16 protein-coding genes are annotated in these 13,978 nt (G+C 50.8%); 11 read left to right on the plus strand and 5 right to left on the minus strand.

Annotated elements, in window-relative coordinates:
* Window positions 1-181 precede the first annotated feature (181 nt).
* The 6 genes from trxA (at window position 182) to H6F94_RS13765 (ending at window position 3,819) form a co-directional block, all read left to right on the plus strand.
* Window positions 182-553, plus strand: a complete 372-nt coding sequence (trxA, locus tag H6F94_RS13740) for a thioredoxin (RefSeq protein ID WP_190802801.1) — start codon at window positions 182-184, stop codon at window positions 551-553.
* Between the two features lie 289 nt (window positions 554-842).
* The gene (locus H6F94_RS13745) at window positions 843-1,079 is read left to right on the plus strand and encodes a ribbon-helix-helix domain-containing protein (RefSeq protein WP_190802802.1); all 237 of its coding nucleotides are present in this window, start codon (window positions 843-845) and stop codon (window positions 1,077-1,079) included.
* A gap of 135 nt (window positions 1,080-1,214) precedes the next feature.
* Window positions 1,215-1,472 (plus strand): hypothetical protein, encoded by a 258-nt coding sequence (locus tag H6F94_RS13750; protein ID WP_190802803.1) that lies wholly within the window; start codon window positions 1,215-1,217, stop codon window positions 1,470-1,472.
* Window positions 1,473-1,648: 176 nt separating this feature from the next.
* A complete protein-coding gene (locus H6F94_RS13755) occupies window positions 1,649-2,023 on the plus strand; it encodes a hypothetical protein (RefSeq protein ID WP_190802804.1) in 375 nt (124 codons plus the stop codon).
* 468 nt (window positions 2,024-2,491) lie between these two features.
* Window positions 2,492-2,824, plus strand: coding sequence for an Hpt domain-containing protein (locus H6F94_RS33570; protein WP_190802805.1), 333 nt, complete (start codon window positions 2,492-2,494; stop codon window positions 2,822-2,824).
* Window positions 2,821-3,819, plus strand: a complete 999-nt coding sequence (locus H6F94_RS13765) for a response regulator (RefSeq protein WP_190802806.1) — start codon at window positions 2,821-2,823, stop codon at window positions 3,817-3,819. The genes H6F94_RS33570 and H6F94_RS13765 overlap by 4 nt, the downstream gene beginning before the upstream one ends.
* 70 nt (window positions 3,820-3,889) lie before the next feature.
* On the opposite strand, the gene H6F94_RS13770 is transcribed toward H6F94_RS13765, so the two are convergent.
* Entirely contained in the window at window positions 3,890-4,363 is a 474-nt protein-coding gene (locus H6F94_RS13770; protein ID WP_190802807.1) for a TspO/MBR family protein, read from the minus strand.
* Window positions 4,364-4,721: 358 nt separating this feature from the next.
* On the opposite strand from H6F94_RS13770, the gene H6F94_RS13775 reads away from it, so the two are divergent.
* Complete coding sequence (locus tag H6F94_RS13775; RefSeq protein WP_190802808.1) at window positions 4,722-6,461, plus strand: serine/threonine protein kinase; 1,740 nt, start codon at window positions 4,722-4,724, stop codon at window positions 6,459-6,461.
* Window positions 6,462-6,536: 75 nt separating this feature from the next.
* Entirely contained in the window at window positions 6,537-7,703 is a 1,167-nt protein-coding gene (locus H6F94_RS13780) for a pyridoxal phosphate-dependent aminotransferase (RefSeq protein WP_190802809.1), read from the plus strand.
* Between the two features lie 105 nt (window positions 7,704-7,808).
* Here H6F94_RS13780 and H6F94_RS13785 read toward each other — a convergent pair whose 3' ends face one another.
* Window positions 7,809-9,194, minus strand: a complete 1,386-nt coding sequence (locus H6F94_RS13785; RefSeq protein WP_277878073.1) for an MFS transporter — start codon at window positions 9,192-9,194, stop codon at window positions 7,809-7,811.
* A 157-nt stretch (window positions 9,195-9,351) separates the two neighbouring features.
* Window positions 9,352-10,185, minus strand: coding sequence for an alpha/beta hydrolase (locus H6F94_RS32360; protein ID WP_199320405.1), 834 nt, complete (start codon window positions 10,183-10,185; stop codon window positions 9,352-9,354).
* Between the two features lie 246 nt (window positions 10,186-10,431).
* On the opposite strand from H6F94_RS32360, the gene H6F94_RS13795 reads away from it, so the two are divergent.
* Together H6F94_RS13795 and H6F94_RS13800 are read left to right on the plus strand one after the other, a co-directional pair.
* Window positions 10,432-11,577, plus strand: a complete 1,146-nt coding sequence (locus H6F94_RS13795; protein WP_190802811.1) for a hypothetical protein — start codon at window positions 10,432-10,434, stop codon at window positions 11,575-11,577.
* A gap of 79 nt (window positions 11,578-11,656) precedes the next feature.
* Entirely contained in the window at window positions 11,657-11,824 is a 168-nt protein-coding gene (locus tag H6F94_RS13800) for a hypothetical protein (protein ID WP_190802812.1), read from the plus strand.
* A 54-nt stretch (window positions 11,825-11,878) separates the two neighbouring features.
* Here the strand turns inward: H6F94_RS13800 and H6F94_RS13805 are convergent, their stop codons facing one another.
* Complete coding sequence (locus H6F94_RS13805; protein WP_199320406.1) at window positions 11,879-12,103, minus strand: DUF4351 domain-containing protein; 225 nt, start codon at window positions 12,101-12,103, stop codon at window positions 11,879-11,881.
* Between the two features lie 86 nt (window positions 12,104-12,189).
* Between H6F94_RS13805 and H6F94_RS13810 the strand changes: the two genes are divergently transcribed.
* On the plus strand, window positions 12,190-12,567 hold the full coding sequence (locus H6F94_RS13810) for a ubiquitin carboxyl-terminal hydrolase 14 (protein WP_242041180.1): 378 nt from the start codon (window positions 12,190-12,192) through the stop codon (window positions 12,565-12,567).
* Window positions 12,568-12,739: 172 nt separating this feature from the next.
* Here the strand turns inward: H6F94_RS13810 and hpnI are convergent, their stop codons facing one another.
* A complete protein-coding gene (gene hpnI, locus H6F94_RS13815) occupies window positions 12,740-13,939 on the minus strand; it encodes a bacteriohopanetetrol glucosamine biosynthesis glycosyltransferase HpnI (RefSeq protein ID WP_190802813.1) in 1,200 nt (399 codons plus the stop codon).
* Between the last annotated feature and the right edge of the window lie 39 nt (window positions 13,940-13,978).

The following is a 13,978-nucleotide window of genomic DNA, read 5'->3' on the forward strand; positions in this document are numbered from 1 at the left end:
AGTCAGGAACAAACGAAAAGGTAGACAGTTGATGCTCAGACTGTTTGCATGCTATAGTTTTGATGTCCAGCTGTATGGCTTCAATGACTTGCCGTCTGAATAGCTTCTCGTCTAGACAGCTTTCATTCGAGGCAGTCAGGCTGTACTAGCTCTAATTTCATCAGCCTCTAGGAGGCAAGCCATGTCCAATAACACTTCCAATAACACTGAAGTTGTTACTTTAAGCGCTCAAACCTTCAACCAGGAGGTCCTCGAGAGTTCACAGATTGTGCTGGTTGACTTTTGGGCTCCTTGGTGTGGTCCCTGTCGTTTGGTTGCTCCTATAATCACGGCCTTGGCAGTGGAGTTTGCAGGTCAAGTGAAAGTTGGCAAACTGAACATAGACGAGAACCCAGAGGTTGCCAGTGAGTATGGGATCACAGCTGTGCCAACCCTGATGCTATTCAAAGATGCGCAGGTCGTGGACGAGGTAATTGGTCTGATCCCTCAGCGCATGCTCGCGGACAAGCTAAGCGCTCTACTTGACCAATCCAAATCTAGTCAAGCTGCTTGAGGGGCCTCGCCAGTAGCTTAAGCCAGGATTCAAATCCTCCTAAGACTGTCCTCTGATACAAGAGTCCTCACCACGACTGTGGGGGCTCTTCTGTTTTGCACCTTTTTCTTAGAGCTTCCTGCTCACATGGGCTAGATTGAAGAGTGGCTTACGTAGATTTTACGTAAATGAGTATAAATACGGATGCCTCACTCCAGCGAGGTCAAGGATACTTTCGTCATGACAGTGCAGTAGATTTTACGTAAATCTTGCACATATCCCTTTGTAACGCACTTTAAGGACTACCCCCATGACTGCCCAACTTGCTCATTCGCAGAGAGGCAAGGTTCGCCTCAGTCTCGACGTATCTCCTGAACTCAACGACGTGCTCGAAGAGCTAGCAGCTAGAAGCAATGGGACCAAGAGTGATGTGCTGCGTAAGGCGATTACCTTGATGAAAGTGGCGACGGACGCTCGGGATAAAGGTCTCAAGGTTGGCATTGTTGATGAGAACCAGCATTTGGTAACTGAAATTGTTGGTATCTGAGCCCTGAATTCTTCATCAAATTCTTTAAGGTACGAAGGCTACAACTTCTCACGGTTCTTCCGGTTAACAGTTGTGGAGTCTAGGAAAGCGTAGGGAGAGCCTAGCTTTGGTCCGGGCTCCAGGCCGGTTGCATCGATGACCCTCAACAATGACTATCCGGAGGTCTTAGACCTCAACGAAGTGGCCGATAGGTTAAACCTAAAGGTCGAACTGAGAGGGCCGACAGCCAGTTTGGTCCTCATTAGAATTGCAAGTCGGCTCAGGCTTACTCAGGCAGTCAGGTGGCTGAAGCTTAAAAGGGGCGAGCCGTTGAACTTGGATGAAGAGGCTGACCGCTTGGGCTTCGATGTTGAACTCAATCCCGGAACTCGGACGCCAATGGGGCGTCGTTAGGGTAGACCCAGGCGGCCCAGCCTGTAGGCTTGTTTGATTACAGGCTGGGTTGAACTTGATTTAATTTCGGCTTCAACTGGAACTACCGAATTGGCACAGGCGAACTTCGGTTCGCCTGCTCTGCTAGCCGCACTGCGGCTAGCTCAAAAGCCCTGAGTCCGTCGCTTCTTCTCATTATGAACCTCAGTTCTGAACAGTCCAAGCCAGACCTCCAATCGCCCCCGAGCCCACCAGATATCGATCTCAATGAGGTAGCAAGCGCTCAGAATCTAACCGTTGAGATCAAAAGTGCAGAACACCCATTAGTGATGCAAGCTCGTCTGACCCGAGAAGTTACAGATGCTTGGTTCGGGCGGTTGCGGGAGTTTTTGCTCTTCGTTTCTGTACTAAGCGGCGTCGGTGTGATCATTGGCTTCGTGTGCTTGCCTATCCTCAACAACCCTAAGGCCTCTGCTGATGACAAAAAGTGGGCGACATCGACCTTGACTCTGATTGTCTCCGGCGGGGTGGGTTATCTAACTGGCAAAAACAGCTCGACCAAAGGCGACTAAGAAGGAGATCGAACTCGAGACTCTTGGCTAGTGCAGTAGCCTATTAACAACTCCAGTCTCGACGTTACTCTTACTGATTGGACCAGCCTGAATCAATTGATCACTGAAGTAGCAACTGACTCAGCAAAACATACTTTTGAATCACAATTTTGACCGTGATTCTGCCGCACTTCGGTCACACTTAGGCAGTCGAATGACTTGTCATTTTTGTCTCCACTAACCTACGTATATCTGCTAACTGTTTCTCCTCAGTTCTTCCGTAAATTTCCCTAGCTGAGAGCCTTACAGACGAGGCTCTCAGCTAGGTTATCAAAGTTTAGGGATGGGAATACTACAGATCTAGACCAAGCTGATTCTGCAGTAGTCATATTGCCTGTGGAGCAACCCTACATTATGATACAGCCAAAAAATTCATCTAATAACTCTAGCAGCGCGATTGACAGGAAAGAGCTAGAAACTTTTCGACAAATGGCTGACGATGGTAGCAGCGATTTACTGATAGAACTGATTGAGTGCTACCTCGAAGAGACGCCTAAAATGCTGCAAGCTATTAGGGCTGCCGCAATCAATTCAGATCACATATTATTGAACCGAACAGCTCATTCTTTACGTTCTAGTAGTGGCAGCCTGGGAGCGATTCAACTCTCGCGACTATGCCAAGAGCTAGAAATTATGACCCACTCGGATAACACAACGGGTATATCCGAAGCTGCGGTGTTTTTAACCATCTGCCAACTAGAGACAGAATACGAACGGGTCAAGTTAGCTCTACAGGAAGAATTGCAAGGAGAGCAGCGATGAACGCCTGTCCTCTTTCCAGTAGCTCCCCGTTAGTGCTTATTGTTGATGATGACAAGTTTATGCGGCTTCAACTGAGACGGGGCCTGGAGCAAGAGGGCTATCGAGTGGTAGAGGCAGTTGATGGTGAGCAATGCCTGGCTCTCTACTCACAGCTGCAGCCAAATATCGTTTTGCTCGATGCGCTTATGCCAGTCATGGACGGCTTCACCTGCTGTACCCAGCTCCAAACTGTGAGCGGTAGCGAGCATACCCCCATCTTGATGATTACGGGGCTTGAGGACAAAAAGTCTGTCGATTTGGCCTTCGAGGCCGGGGCTGCTGATTATGTGACTAAACCCATTCATTGGGCTGTGCTACGCCAGCGGGTCCGACGACTGCTTCGACAATCGCAACTCCACCAGCAGTTGCAGGCGGCGAATCATGAACTACAACGGATGGTGACTTCAGATGGCTTGACAGGAGTTGCTAATCGTCGCTATTTTGATGAGATTTTGGAGCGAGAGTGGCAGCGCTTAGCAAGAGAACAGCAGCCGCTGTCACTAGTTTTAGCTGATGTCGATTTTTTTAAAAACTACAACGACACCTACGGACATCAGGCGGGTGATCATTGCTTGAAAGAAGTCGCTAGGGCAATTGCACAAGCTGTTAAACGTCCTGCTGATTTAGTAGCTCGCTATGGTGGTGAGGAGTTTGCAATTGTTCTACCTAATACAGAGGCGCAGGGAGCGGTTCATGTTGCCGAAGAGATTCGCAAGGCTGTTCAATCCCTGCAGCTTAAACACAAGGCTTCTAAAGTCAATGAGTTTGTAACCCTCAGTTTGGGAGTTACTGGCTTGCTGCCTCAACCGAATTCTTCCCCTGAGCTGCTAATTCTTGCCGCAGACCAAGGTCTCTATCAAGCTAAAGCAGAGGGTCGCAATCGAACCATTCTCAGGGCTTCTCCAAGATTGCCTTTAACTCCACTCCCACTGTGGCAAACCCAAATAAATATCTAGAACCAGTGAGGGATTGCCGAATAGTTGCCAGTATCAAGTATCAAGCGATTCAGTGGTGCTGAGTTCTAGATCAAACCGCTTGAGGGTTGAGGCGAATCATTTCCCAAGTTGTGTAAGTGCCAATTGGGCTCCAAAGTACGTAAGGCAGTAGCAACAGCGCAGCCCAACCCGAGAGCGGCCAAACTGACAGAGTTAGAACAACTCCTAGAACAACCCCAATGGCCCCAAGGATAGTTCCTACTGCTAAACTACGTTGCCGTAGCATCACAGGGATATAGGCCACTGTAAAGATCTCAAGCAGTAGATAAAGTCCCATCAGTAGCCAGGTGACGAAACTGCCCGGATCACTTTCCCAAACTTGGGTTGCTGACCAGGCTCCACAGGCAAAGATAAAAGTCCATATAAAAGGAATAGCAGGCTCGAAAGATAACCAATCGGGCCGTTTTAGGTGCGCGAACCACTGCACATCTCGCAATCTAAGCCACACTCCCCCTAGGGCAACTAAGAAGGTGATTGCTCCGATGGTTAGCCCGGATGTGCTCATAAAATTATCCTCAACCTACTAAAAGCGTATTTAAATCAAGTGTTTAGATCCAAATACTCGCAATTGAAAAAGCTGCTTTAATCAGCCTGTAGTTAGATCAGCCAAGCTATGACAGTGAGTGCTTTGTTAGGTCCTCAGCTGCGCAGCTCGATCTGCAAGTTGAGCTGCGCTGAGCTTGAAGAAAACTATTTTCAGTGAGTTGCTTTGGATCCAATGGCTAATCTGCACCACAATTCCACGTGAATGGAACATGTCTAGAGGCCTCTCAGGGCAAGGCCAGCGCGTCCTATTGCTATTCAAGCCCCACCTCAGCCGACAGCTAGGATAGGGGAACCAGACGTTGGCTGCCTGTTGCTCGATGTCTTCTCCCCAAGTTTCCCGTTGTATCAATCCTGAGTGTCGGCAGCCCTTTCCTCGTCCTTGGGAAGACCGCTTCTGTCAAAGTTGCGGTACGACGCTGCGCTTGAACGAGCGCTACGTGCCGCTTCAGCTGTTGGGGGAGGGGGGCTTTGCTCTGACCTACACCGTACTAGATTTACAAGGCCAGACCGAAAGAGTCTTAAAAGTGCTCACCGACTCGGTACCAAAAGCCCTGACCCTGTTTCAGCAGGAAGCCGAAGTCTTGGCTAGCATCCGGCACCGAGGGGTACCCCGGGTTGAGTCAGACGGCTACTTTGTGGTCAAGACACCCTCGCAGTCGCTGCCCTGCCTGGTGATGGAGAAAATTGAAGGGGTGACTCTGCAAACAGTCCTCAAGCGCCATCCTCAGGGTTGTTCACCTGAGCAAATCATCGACTGGCTACTTCAGGCTACCGAGATCCTGGAGGTTCTTCACAGTCGCCATATCGTTCACCGCGACCTCAAACCAGCCAACCTCATGCTGCGCTCACAGGATGGCAGCCTGGTTGTGATCGATTTCGGTGGCGTCAAACAGATTATGCAGACCACATCGGAGCACTCAGCCGAAAACCAGGCCGCATCTACCCGGCTCTACTCCCTCGGCTACAGCCCACCCGAGCAAGTGACTGGCGCTGCTGTACGACCTCAAGCAGACTTTTTTGCTTTGGGACGCACCATGCTGCACTTGCTGACAGGGCGCTTTCCTACTGAGTTAGAAGACGTTGTCACTGGAGGTCTAGACTGGCAGGTCCGGGGAAAATTCGATGCGCCTCTCGTGGACTTGCTAGAAGACATGACTCGGTTGGATGTTCGCCAACGTCCGACTAGTGCCACTGAGATCCGGCAGCGCCTACAACCGCTCCAATTCTTCTTCTCCAAGCCTCAGCCCTCTATCCCCAACCCTCATCCCAGTCCTTCTGCTCCGTTTCCCCTGCCCCAACCTCCCCCAGTTGCGCCTGCAACCAAACCCCCCCGACGCGCCCATGAGTTTCTTGCCCAAGCCAGTCGAGGGCTCCTGAAGGCGGCACGAGTGGTTACGGATACGGGTTGGAGCGTTCTCTTAGGCGGTTTTGGTGGCTTAGCTGGCGGTGCTCTAGGCTGCCTGCTAGCCTATGCCATTCCTGTGGGGCCTCGATTGATCAATGGGGTACTGGCCCTTTTCCAAGGGCAGCTGGGCGATCCAGCGCTGCTGGTCGGGCGTGAGGTCACCCCTTTTCTGTTAGCTGGCATTGCAACGGCCATTGGTTTAACCGAAGCGGGTGGCTTTCAGCAGCGCCGACGCTATCTGCTCTCGGCGCTAACTGGTGGCAGTGGCTACCTACTGGGGCTGCTAGCGCTGCACGGACTTCTAGCCCTGGGCCTGCCGGGTCTTGCCCTACCATCCTTTACCTTTATTGCCAGTCTGCTGTTGGTGCTGGGTCTGGGACTCAAGCGTGATGCGCTCAGTTATGGCGCTCTGGCAGCGGCTGGCACGACAGGGTTCAGTAGCATGCTACTGCTGTTCCCCAGCTTTGCTGGACCGTTTGCCACGGCTGTAGGTCTGTGGCAGTCCCTGCTCCTCCAACCAGATATTTCAGCCCTTCGATTTGAGGAGTTTCTGTCTGTGTGCAGCTTCTTCGCAGTGATGGGCATCGCACTGGGCCTATCCCTATCTCTGGCTCACTATCTATTGCTACCCCTGGCCCGACAACTGAAGTGATCACTTTCTGATTTTCTAGCGCCGAGACTGGCTGAGGTGTCCTAAGCTGTAGGCTGAATTGTCTGTTGAGTAGCTATGAAACTCGCGGCCCGTCTCAGCCAGATTACCCCTTCCCTGACTCTCGCGATCTCGGCTAAGGCCAAAGCTATGAAGGGAGAGGGCATTGAAGTCTGTAGCTTCAGTGCGGGCGAGCCTGACTTTGATACTCCCGAGCACATTAAGGCAGCGGCAGCCAAGGCGTTGGCCGAGGGCAAAACTAAATATGGCCCTGTTGCTGGGCAACCAGAATTGCGAGCCGCAATCGCACAGAAATTGCAGAACGATAACGGCCTCTGCTACGGCCCAGAGCAAGTACTGGTCACCAACGGTGGGAAGCATTCCCTCTACAACCTGATGATGGCGCTGCTGGACCCAGGCGATGAGGTGATCATTCCTGCCCCGTACTGGCTGAGTTATCCAGAAATGGTCAAACTTGCAGATGGCGTGCCAATCATCGTTCAAACCACGCAAGAAACTGGCTACAAAATTACACCGGCTCAACTGCGCAGCAGCATTACTGAGCGTACAAGGCTATTGATCCTCAATTCTCCCTCAAACCCCACGGGTATGGTCTATACACCTGATGAGGTGCGGGCGCTCGCTGAAGTTGTGGTTGAGGCGGGTATTTGGGTTGTTTCTGACGAGATTTACGAGAAAATTCGCTATGACGGCATTGAGCATCTAAGCATTGGAGCAGCTAGCCCTGAAGCCTTCGAACGCACGATTGTCAGCAGTGGTTTCGCTAAAGCCTACTCCATGACCGGCTGGCGGATTGGTTATCTAGCAGCTCCCTTAGCGATTATCAAAGCAACTAGTACACTGCAAGGACACAGCACCTCGAATGTCTGCACATTCGCTCAATATGGGGCAGTTGCTGCGCTTACGAGTTCGCAAGATTGCGTTGAAGAAATGCGTCTCGCCTTTGCTAAACGCCGTGAGGTAATGTATGGGCGGCTGAGCACAATTCCAGGGGTCAAATGCCCGAAACCGGATGGTGCTTTCTACCTGTATCCGGATATCAGTGCAACCGGCCTGACTTCTATGGCTTTTTGCGATGCCCTGCTCGAGGAAAAGCAAGTAGCTGTTATTCCAGGTATTGCTTTTGGCAACGACACCAATATCCGCCTTTCCTACGCCACAGATCTAGACACAATCGAGAAAGGCATGGACCGGTTAGAAGCATTTGTGCATAGCCGAGTCTGAGATATCCCTAGTTGAGCTTGAGAATCGCACAAGTACATGCCTGTTTCTCCTAGAGAAGCAGGCGTCAGAATTTAGACAGCTCTTCTCTAAAGAATAGGAGGTAAGTCAGCTAATGATGCCCGCCCGTCTGTAAATAGGTAGCACTAACTTTCTCAAAGCTGGTAGTTGCCTGGAAAATAGGAGCGAACCCAGAATACAAAACACACCGCCAAGGATCAGTGTGGTAGGCACTCCAATCCTCTCCGCTAAGCTACCCGCTATCAGATTACCAAAGGGCACCATGCCAAGGAATGACATGGTGTACAAGCTCATGACTCGCCCTCGTTTTTCGTCCTCAATAATGGTTTGCAGAACTGTATTGCTAGAGGCGATTTGAAGAATTAAACCAAGGCCAATCACTAGCATCATGATTAAAGAAAGCCAAAGCTCTCTTGAGAGAGCAAAAGCAATTAGCCCTAGACCTAAAATTGCGGGCGAGGAAACAATGATATAGCCTAAGCCAACGACAGTAGCTCGGGAACTCAAATAAACGCCACCCATCAAAGCCCCTAAACCAGAGGCGGCCATCAAGAAACCAAACGTGTTGGGACCACCGTGGAGAATATCTTGAGCAAAAACAGGTACCAAAATCGTGTAGGGCATACCCATTAAGCTAACCAGAGCGAGCAGCAGCAGAATGGCACGAATCGGCGGAAAGCCGAAGGCATAAGTGAAGCCTTCTTTTAACCAGCGCAAGGGTTGGTTGGCTCCCGCTGCACTCTTGGTAGGACGAAGCTTCATTGCCAACAGAGCAGCAATCACAGCAATGTAGCTCACACCATCAATCAGAAAACAAACGCCAGCGCCAACCGTAGCAACCAGCAAACCGGCAATCGCTGGTCCTACCAAACGGGCCCCATTGAAAACCGAAGAGTTGAGAGCAATGGCATTACCCAAATCTTCTTTGTTTTCAACTAAATCTGGCACTAAGGCTTGACGAGCAGGCGCATCAAAAGCATTGATCACACCCTGAAAAACACCTAGGACAATGATGTGCCAGATGTTAATGATTTCAGACAGTGCCAGTGCAGCTAAAGTCAGAGACTGAACCATCGCCAACGCCTGTGTGACAATCAGCATGTGATGGCGATTCCAGCGATCGGCTAAAACACCAGTTATGGGAGTCAACAGGAACGAAGGAATCTGGCTGGCAAAACCAACAATGCCTAGCAATAAAGCTGAATTGGTCAGACGATAAACAAGCCAGATCGTGGCGACCTGAGTAATCCAGGTTCCAATAAGAGAAAGTCCTTGACCTGCAAAAAAAAGACGATAGTTTCTAGAGCTTAGCGCCCGCAGCATCAGACGCAGGCCTTTTTTCTCTTCCTTCCGAGTCACAACCTTACCCTTTGTTTTTTCTGAGCCCAAACTTACAATTGCTACAACAATAATTCCGATTTCTGAGCTTGAGAAACAAGGTTCAAAAATCGGGTTGTAGGAGGATTGAAGCAAGGTTTATGAGGAGGAATTCACATCAAAGCACGAATTGAAAAACAAGCTGATGAGCGACTTGTTCACAGAACTTAGCAATTCGGCAGCGACTTTTGCCCCTATCTTTGGACGCAGCCCTGTGTCTGGACCCAAGAGTTAACTCAGACTGAAAGCAGCCTTACTGCCGCGACCCAGTAAACCAATCCAACGCCTCCCGCGTGATCTCAGGGGGAATCGTATGTGGGCCGTCAAACTCCCGATAGAGCACGTCATAACCCGCACGTTGCACCTGCGGCACGATTCTGCGGCTGCAGCGGTCGATGGGCAGAACTCGATCGCGAGTGCCATGCGAAATATAGAGACGTGGAGTGCCTTGCTGTGAGGCAGGAGTCATAAAACCAGGCGAGAAAGCGATGACATGAGTGAATAGGTCACCGTTGGTGAGGCCGACCGAGAGCGCATAGGAGGCTCCATCAGAGAAACCTTCGATAGCAAGGTGAGTTGGATCGATCGCGTAACGACTAAAGGTCTGTGCCAAGAGCTGGTCGATCGCAGCGATGTCGGGGCCATACTCACCAAACAACACATCCCAAGTCTGGCGACGAGAGGCAGGGGCGAGCAGAATTAGGCCAGCAGCATCGGCCAGATTGAGCAATGGCGCCAAGCCACCGCGAGCATCACCGCCCGCGCCATGTAGCATCAACACAAGGGGGGCAGGTTGCGTTGCTCGATAGCCTTTAGGCACATAGAGTAGAGCGTCACGGCCTGCATCCAGATCTAGCCGTTGCAAACCGAGTGGGGCCGTTCCACTAGGCTGACTGGGCCTTGCTAAGAGACGTCCCTCCGCAGCAGCCTGGTCTCGGTTTTGTTGCTTGGGTTGCTCCCTAGTCATCGCTGTACTCCTACTGCCCTCGGTAATACAGGCGGCTAGAACGGGTGCAGTCAGTCCTCCCAGCCAAAGACTCAGTAGATGTCGCCGAGTCAGCCGTCGACGGATGCTGTGCTGCTTCACCCTAATGTCCTGCGCCTTTCTTCTCTACCTTCAAAAAGTGGCCAGAAGGCTACATCAAGCGCAAGAACTATCCTGGAGCTGTGCTGGGCGATACAAAGTTCGGAACTCGAGCTGATGATAAGACAGGCATTATGGTCCTAGCTCCGAGAAGCGCGCTAGCCTGACAAGGGCAACTCACCCCTTTCGCAATCTATTTGCAACCTAATCGTCCTAAGAGCTGCAATTCACTGAACAGGAGAAGCAACCATGTCGCCGGATGCACTATCACCAGTCCTTAGCCTGGAAGCCCTTAGCTTAACTGGGGTTGGAAGCAGCCCCCTGATCTCCGAAACGATCTCTGAAACTGGTTCTCAAACAAATTCCGCAGCCCTTGGTTCTAGCTTGTTGCTGGCTCCTCTCCAAGTTCTCACGACAGACGCTCAATCCAGTAGTGACCTTGCCACTTTTATCGAAGGCGTGCAGGGGACTCTGACCGTGAGCAATGGCTTGCTGATTAGCGATTTGGATACGCCTGCTGGTCCTCTAGACAGCACCTTCAATCTGTCACAATTGACTAGTGATCTGGCAACTTCTGTGAGCACGTTGCAGGGCACTTTAAACATCAATAACGGGGTGTTAGTCGGCGATTTGAGCACCGAGGATGGCTTGGTGTCTGTCAACTCGGACTTCTCGCAACTGGCCCGCAACTTCATAGTTACAACCCTAGAATCTACCGACGCGACTATCCCCATCACCAATGGGCAGGCCAGCCTTGATCTCCCGACAGCCTTTGGTGATATCGAAGGCACCTTGGACTTTGGCAATGGGCAGTTGGTCAGCAATCTTGACACACCATTCGGCCCGATTCAGGGAACGTTCGATTTTCCTGATGATGCTCAGATTCCCTTCAATCTGCCTCCCAATTTTGGCAATGCAGTTGGAACTCTGGACTTCGCAGCTGGGCAGGTGGTGATCGATTTAGTTCCGCTGTTTCCTGGCAGCGATCTGACTGTCCCTCTGAATTCCCTATCCGGGAATTTAGTACTCAATGATGGGCAAGCCGCCCTCACCGTTAACACGGCGGTTGGTCCGGTTGAAAGCTCCATTAACCTGACTCCTCTAGTCAGTGATTTCGTCGTAGACGCGACTCAAAGCGCGAACGGCACCCTAACCTTTGGTAATGGGCTATTGACCAGCAACCTCAATACCTCGTTTGGCCCTGTCAACGGCACAGTGAATTTGGCGCAATTGGTCAATGATGCGGCTTCAGATGTTCCTGGAGTCTCAGGCACCCTGACTCTCAGTAATGGTGTAGTGGTTAGCAATCTCACCACACCGACAGGCCCTCTGCAAGGCACGCTTGACTTGGGACAACTGGTTAGCGATCTCAATTTGACTGCTCCATCAGCCTAAAATGCGTAACTCGGCTTAACACGGAATCCTGTAAAACTGCTCCTTCTCAAGCTTGGGAAGGAGCAGTTTTTTACTAGATATGCGAAGTCCATTTTTAAGCTTCTCAAAAAGCATTTCTCTTCAACCGAAGGGCGAACCGCTTGATGAACCCATTGCTACTAATTTTGGTGGTGCTGGGGACAAAGGCAATCCCACTTTATCCGACACAATTGACATGCCTGCAGAGCCGGAAATAGAAAAGTATTAGGGGTCCGGCTACTGAGGTCCTAGACAAAGCGAATAGCCAGTTGGTTAGCCCGGTTTACTCTACAGTCTTGGACTGTAATGAGCAGTTGAACTCATTTAATGAACGCGCAGCTAGAGTGGCATCCATCAAAGCCTCCAACTGCTCCAAGTTCATGGCTTGAAATGCGACAGCCACTTCTGTAGAGACATCACCAAAGCGAAATTGAAGCACTTGCAATAAATGACGCTCGGCTCCTTGCTGGTTCCTTCTCGCAGAATCTCTTGATGCCGGGGGACTCATGTAACACAGCTATATCCCACCTCATGATTTGCTGCACAACAGGGGCATCCAGCAAAAAACTAGCAAAGAATGCCAAGAGAATTTGCATGAGGGGCTGTTTATCCCGTCCTAACTTGAGACAAATCAGTTCTTCTATTGGCTTGAGTCGCTACACTTCAGAGCAATGTCCTAACATCGCCCCCGAAGTTCCATCTCAGGAGAAGCTCACGATGCCAGCTTGTACTCATGCCGATTCGATTCAAGGGGTCACGCCTAGTGCTCAGGGTTGTGAGGAATGTCTGGCTATGGGAGACAGATGGGTACATCTCCGGATCTGTCAGAGCTGTGGTCATGTGGGTTGTTGCGATTCGTCGAAGAACAAGCACGCTACGAAACACTTTCGGGCTACGGCTCATCCGATTGTGAAGTCGTTTGAGCGGGGTGAAGACTGGCGCTGGTGCTATGTCGATCAAACATTTGTCTAGCGTTCGTCTAAGGCTTTGCACGTTTGATTCACGGCTAGTTTTGGTTGGTATCAAAACGAGCTGAGCAATCAGAGCAACGGGCACAAGAAATGGAGGCTCTGCTGCAACAGTATCGCGAGCAATTTGGAAATTTGCCCTCAGCAGATAGCTAATTTAATTGGGCTAGGCTCACTCAGGCGGTTCTCAAGGCTGGATTGGGGAGATTCGGTTTCAGTAGCACGAGCTTGCCGTCCTTTTTGAGTTTGAATCGATGGCCACGCCATTCGATCGTGTTGACACTGAAGCTGTAGCACCACAGAGCAAAGCTAATCAGATCGCACAAAGGCACAAGCCACAGAAACTTCTTGGTGACTGGGTCATTGAGACATCTGGCTCCAACAATCCAGGCCATTGCTAGCCGGGTTGTCCATGTTGCACTGAGGGCAACCCATGCCAGCACTGAACCACTAGTCGCTAGCAGTAACAAGAGACTGGCGACTGTTCCATGTGTAAACAGAAGCGCTAAATAGCCCCAAGGCCGAGAAACTCTAGTGCAGAAAGCCCAGCGTATCTGGCGATGAATTAAATCGCTGGGACGCTCGCTTGTAATGAAATGCTCGATCACATAATCAGACAGCACCACCTTATAGCCTGCCTGGGCTGGCAGATTGCCTAGTTGGTAATCATCCGCCAAATAATCGGCAATCGCGACGAAACCGCCCACGGCAACCAGGGCCGACTTGCGAATGGCAATCGTTGGACCCAGCGCAAACTTAATCCCCTCTAGCTGATTCGCAACCAGAACACCCGTCAAATACTCGGTTGAAATCCGAACGGCTTCTAGGGTCGCGACCCATCCCTGAGTCCGGGGACGATATAGGCAGGTGACAACCCCTACTACAGGATTACTTAACGGCTGGATGACTCGCTTGAGATAGTCGGGTCCAACTCGAACATCGCTATCTGCCAGCAGTAGGATGGCATATTTTGCTACGGCCTCTGCATTGGCTAGATTACTGACTTTTAAGTTGGTGCCAATCAGACGATCGCTGACCACGAGCTGCACATCGATTTCGGGGAAATCATTGATGATCTGCTTGACCACTGCCACACTGGGGTCGCCTGGATTATGGACTCCAAAGACAATCTGATACTGCGGATAATCTTGACGACAAAAAGAGGCGAAATTCTCGTAAGTTTCGTTGTCGAGACCACAAATTGGTTTCAGGATCGTAACGGGTGGATGAAAGCCTGAGACCAACTTTTTTGGGCGCGCAGCGAAAGTAATCGCTGCATAAATGCCGTAACAGTAATACCAAATTGCTGATAGGCACCAGATTAGCAGCGGCACATAGTAGGCAGTGTCTTTGGTCAAGGTATTGTAACCAGTCATAGACACACTCATGGTTGATAAAAAGGCATCAGAAATCCT

Origin of the sequence: Leptolyngbya sp. FACHB-261 (assembly GCF_014696065.1) — a bacterium.
Taxonomy (GTDB): domain Bacteria; phylum Cyanobacteriota; class Cyanobacteriia; order FACHB-261; family FACHB-261; genus FACHB-261.

Excerpts from the sequence above, each read along its gene's own strand:
- H6F94_RS13775 (WP_190802808.1), top strand. The coding sequence starts at position 4,722 with ATGTCTTCTCCCCAAGTTTCCCGTTGTATCAATCCTGAGTGTCGGCAG.
- H6F94_RS13770 (WP_190802807.1), bottom strand. The coding sequence starts at position 4,363 with ATGAGCACATCCGGGCTAACCATCGGAGCAATCACCTTCTTAGTTGCC.
- hpnI (WP_190802813.1), bottom strand. The coding sequence starts at position 13,939 with ATGACTGGTTACAATACCTTGACCAAAGACACTGCCTACTATGTGCCG.
- H6F94_RS13805 (WP_199320406.1), bottom strand. The coding sequence starts at position 12,103 with ATGAGTCCCCCGGCATCAAGAGATTCTGCGAGAAGGAACCAGCAAGGA.
- H6F94_RS13755 (WP_190802804.1), top strand. The coding sequence starts at position 1,649 with ATGAACCTCAGTTCTGAACAGTCCAAGCCAGACCTCCAATCGCCCCCG.
- H6F94_RS13750 (WP_190802803.1), top strand. The coding sequence starts at position 1,215 with ATGACCCTCAACAATGACTATCCGGAGGTCTTAGACCTCAACGAAGTG.
- H6F94_RS13765 (WP_190802806.1), top strand. The coding sequence starts at position 2,821 with ATGAACGCCTGTCCTCTTTCCAGTAGCTCCCCGTTAGTGCTTATTGTT.
- H6F94_RS13745 (WP_190802802.1), top strand. The coding sequence starts at position 843 with ATGACTGCCCAACTTGCTCATTCGCAGAGAGGCAAGGTTCGCCTCAGT.
- H6F94_RS13810 (WP_242041180.1), top strand. The coding sequence starts at position 12,190 with ATGAGGGGCTGTTTATCCCGTCCTAACTTGAGACAAATCAGTTCTTCT.
- trxA (WP_190802801.1), top strand. The coding sequence starts at position 182 with ATGTCCAATAACACTTCCAATAACACTGAAGTTGTTACTTTAAGCGCT.
- H6F94_RS13795 (WP_190802811.1), top strand. The coding sequence starts at position 10,432 with ATGTCGCCGGATGCACTATCACCAGTCCTTAGCCTGGAAGCCCTTAGC.
- H6F94_RS33570 (WP_190802805.1), top strand. The coding sequence starts at position 2,492 with ATGGCTGACGATGGTAGCAGCGATTTACTGATAGAACTGATTGAGTGC.
- H6F94_RS13780 (WP_190802809.1), top strand. The coding sequence starts at position 6,537 with ATGAAACTCGCGGCCCGTCTCAGCCAGATTACCCCTTCCCTGACTCTC.
- H6F94_RS13800 (WP_190802812.1), top strand. The coding sequence starts at position 11,657 with ATGCGAAGTCCATTTTTAAGCTTCTCAAAAAGCATTTCTCTTCAACCG.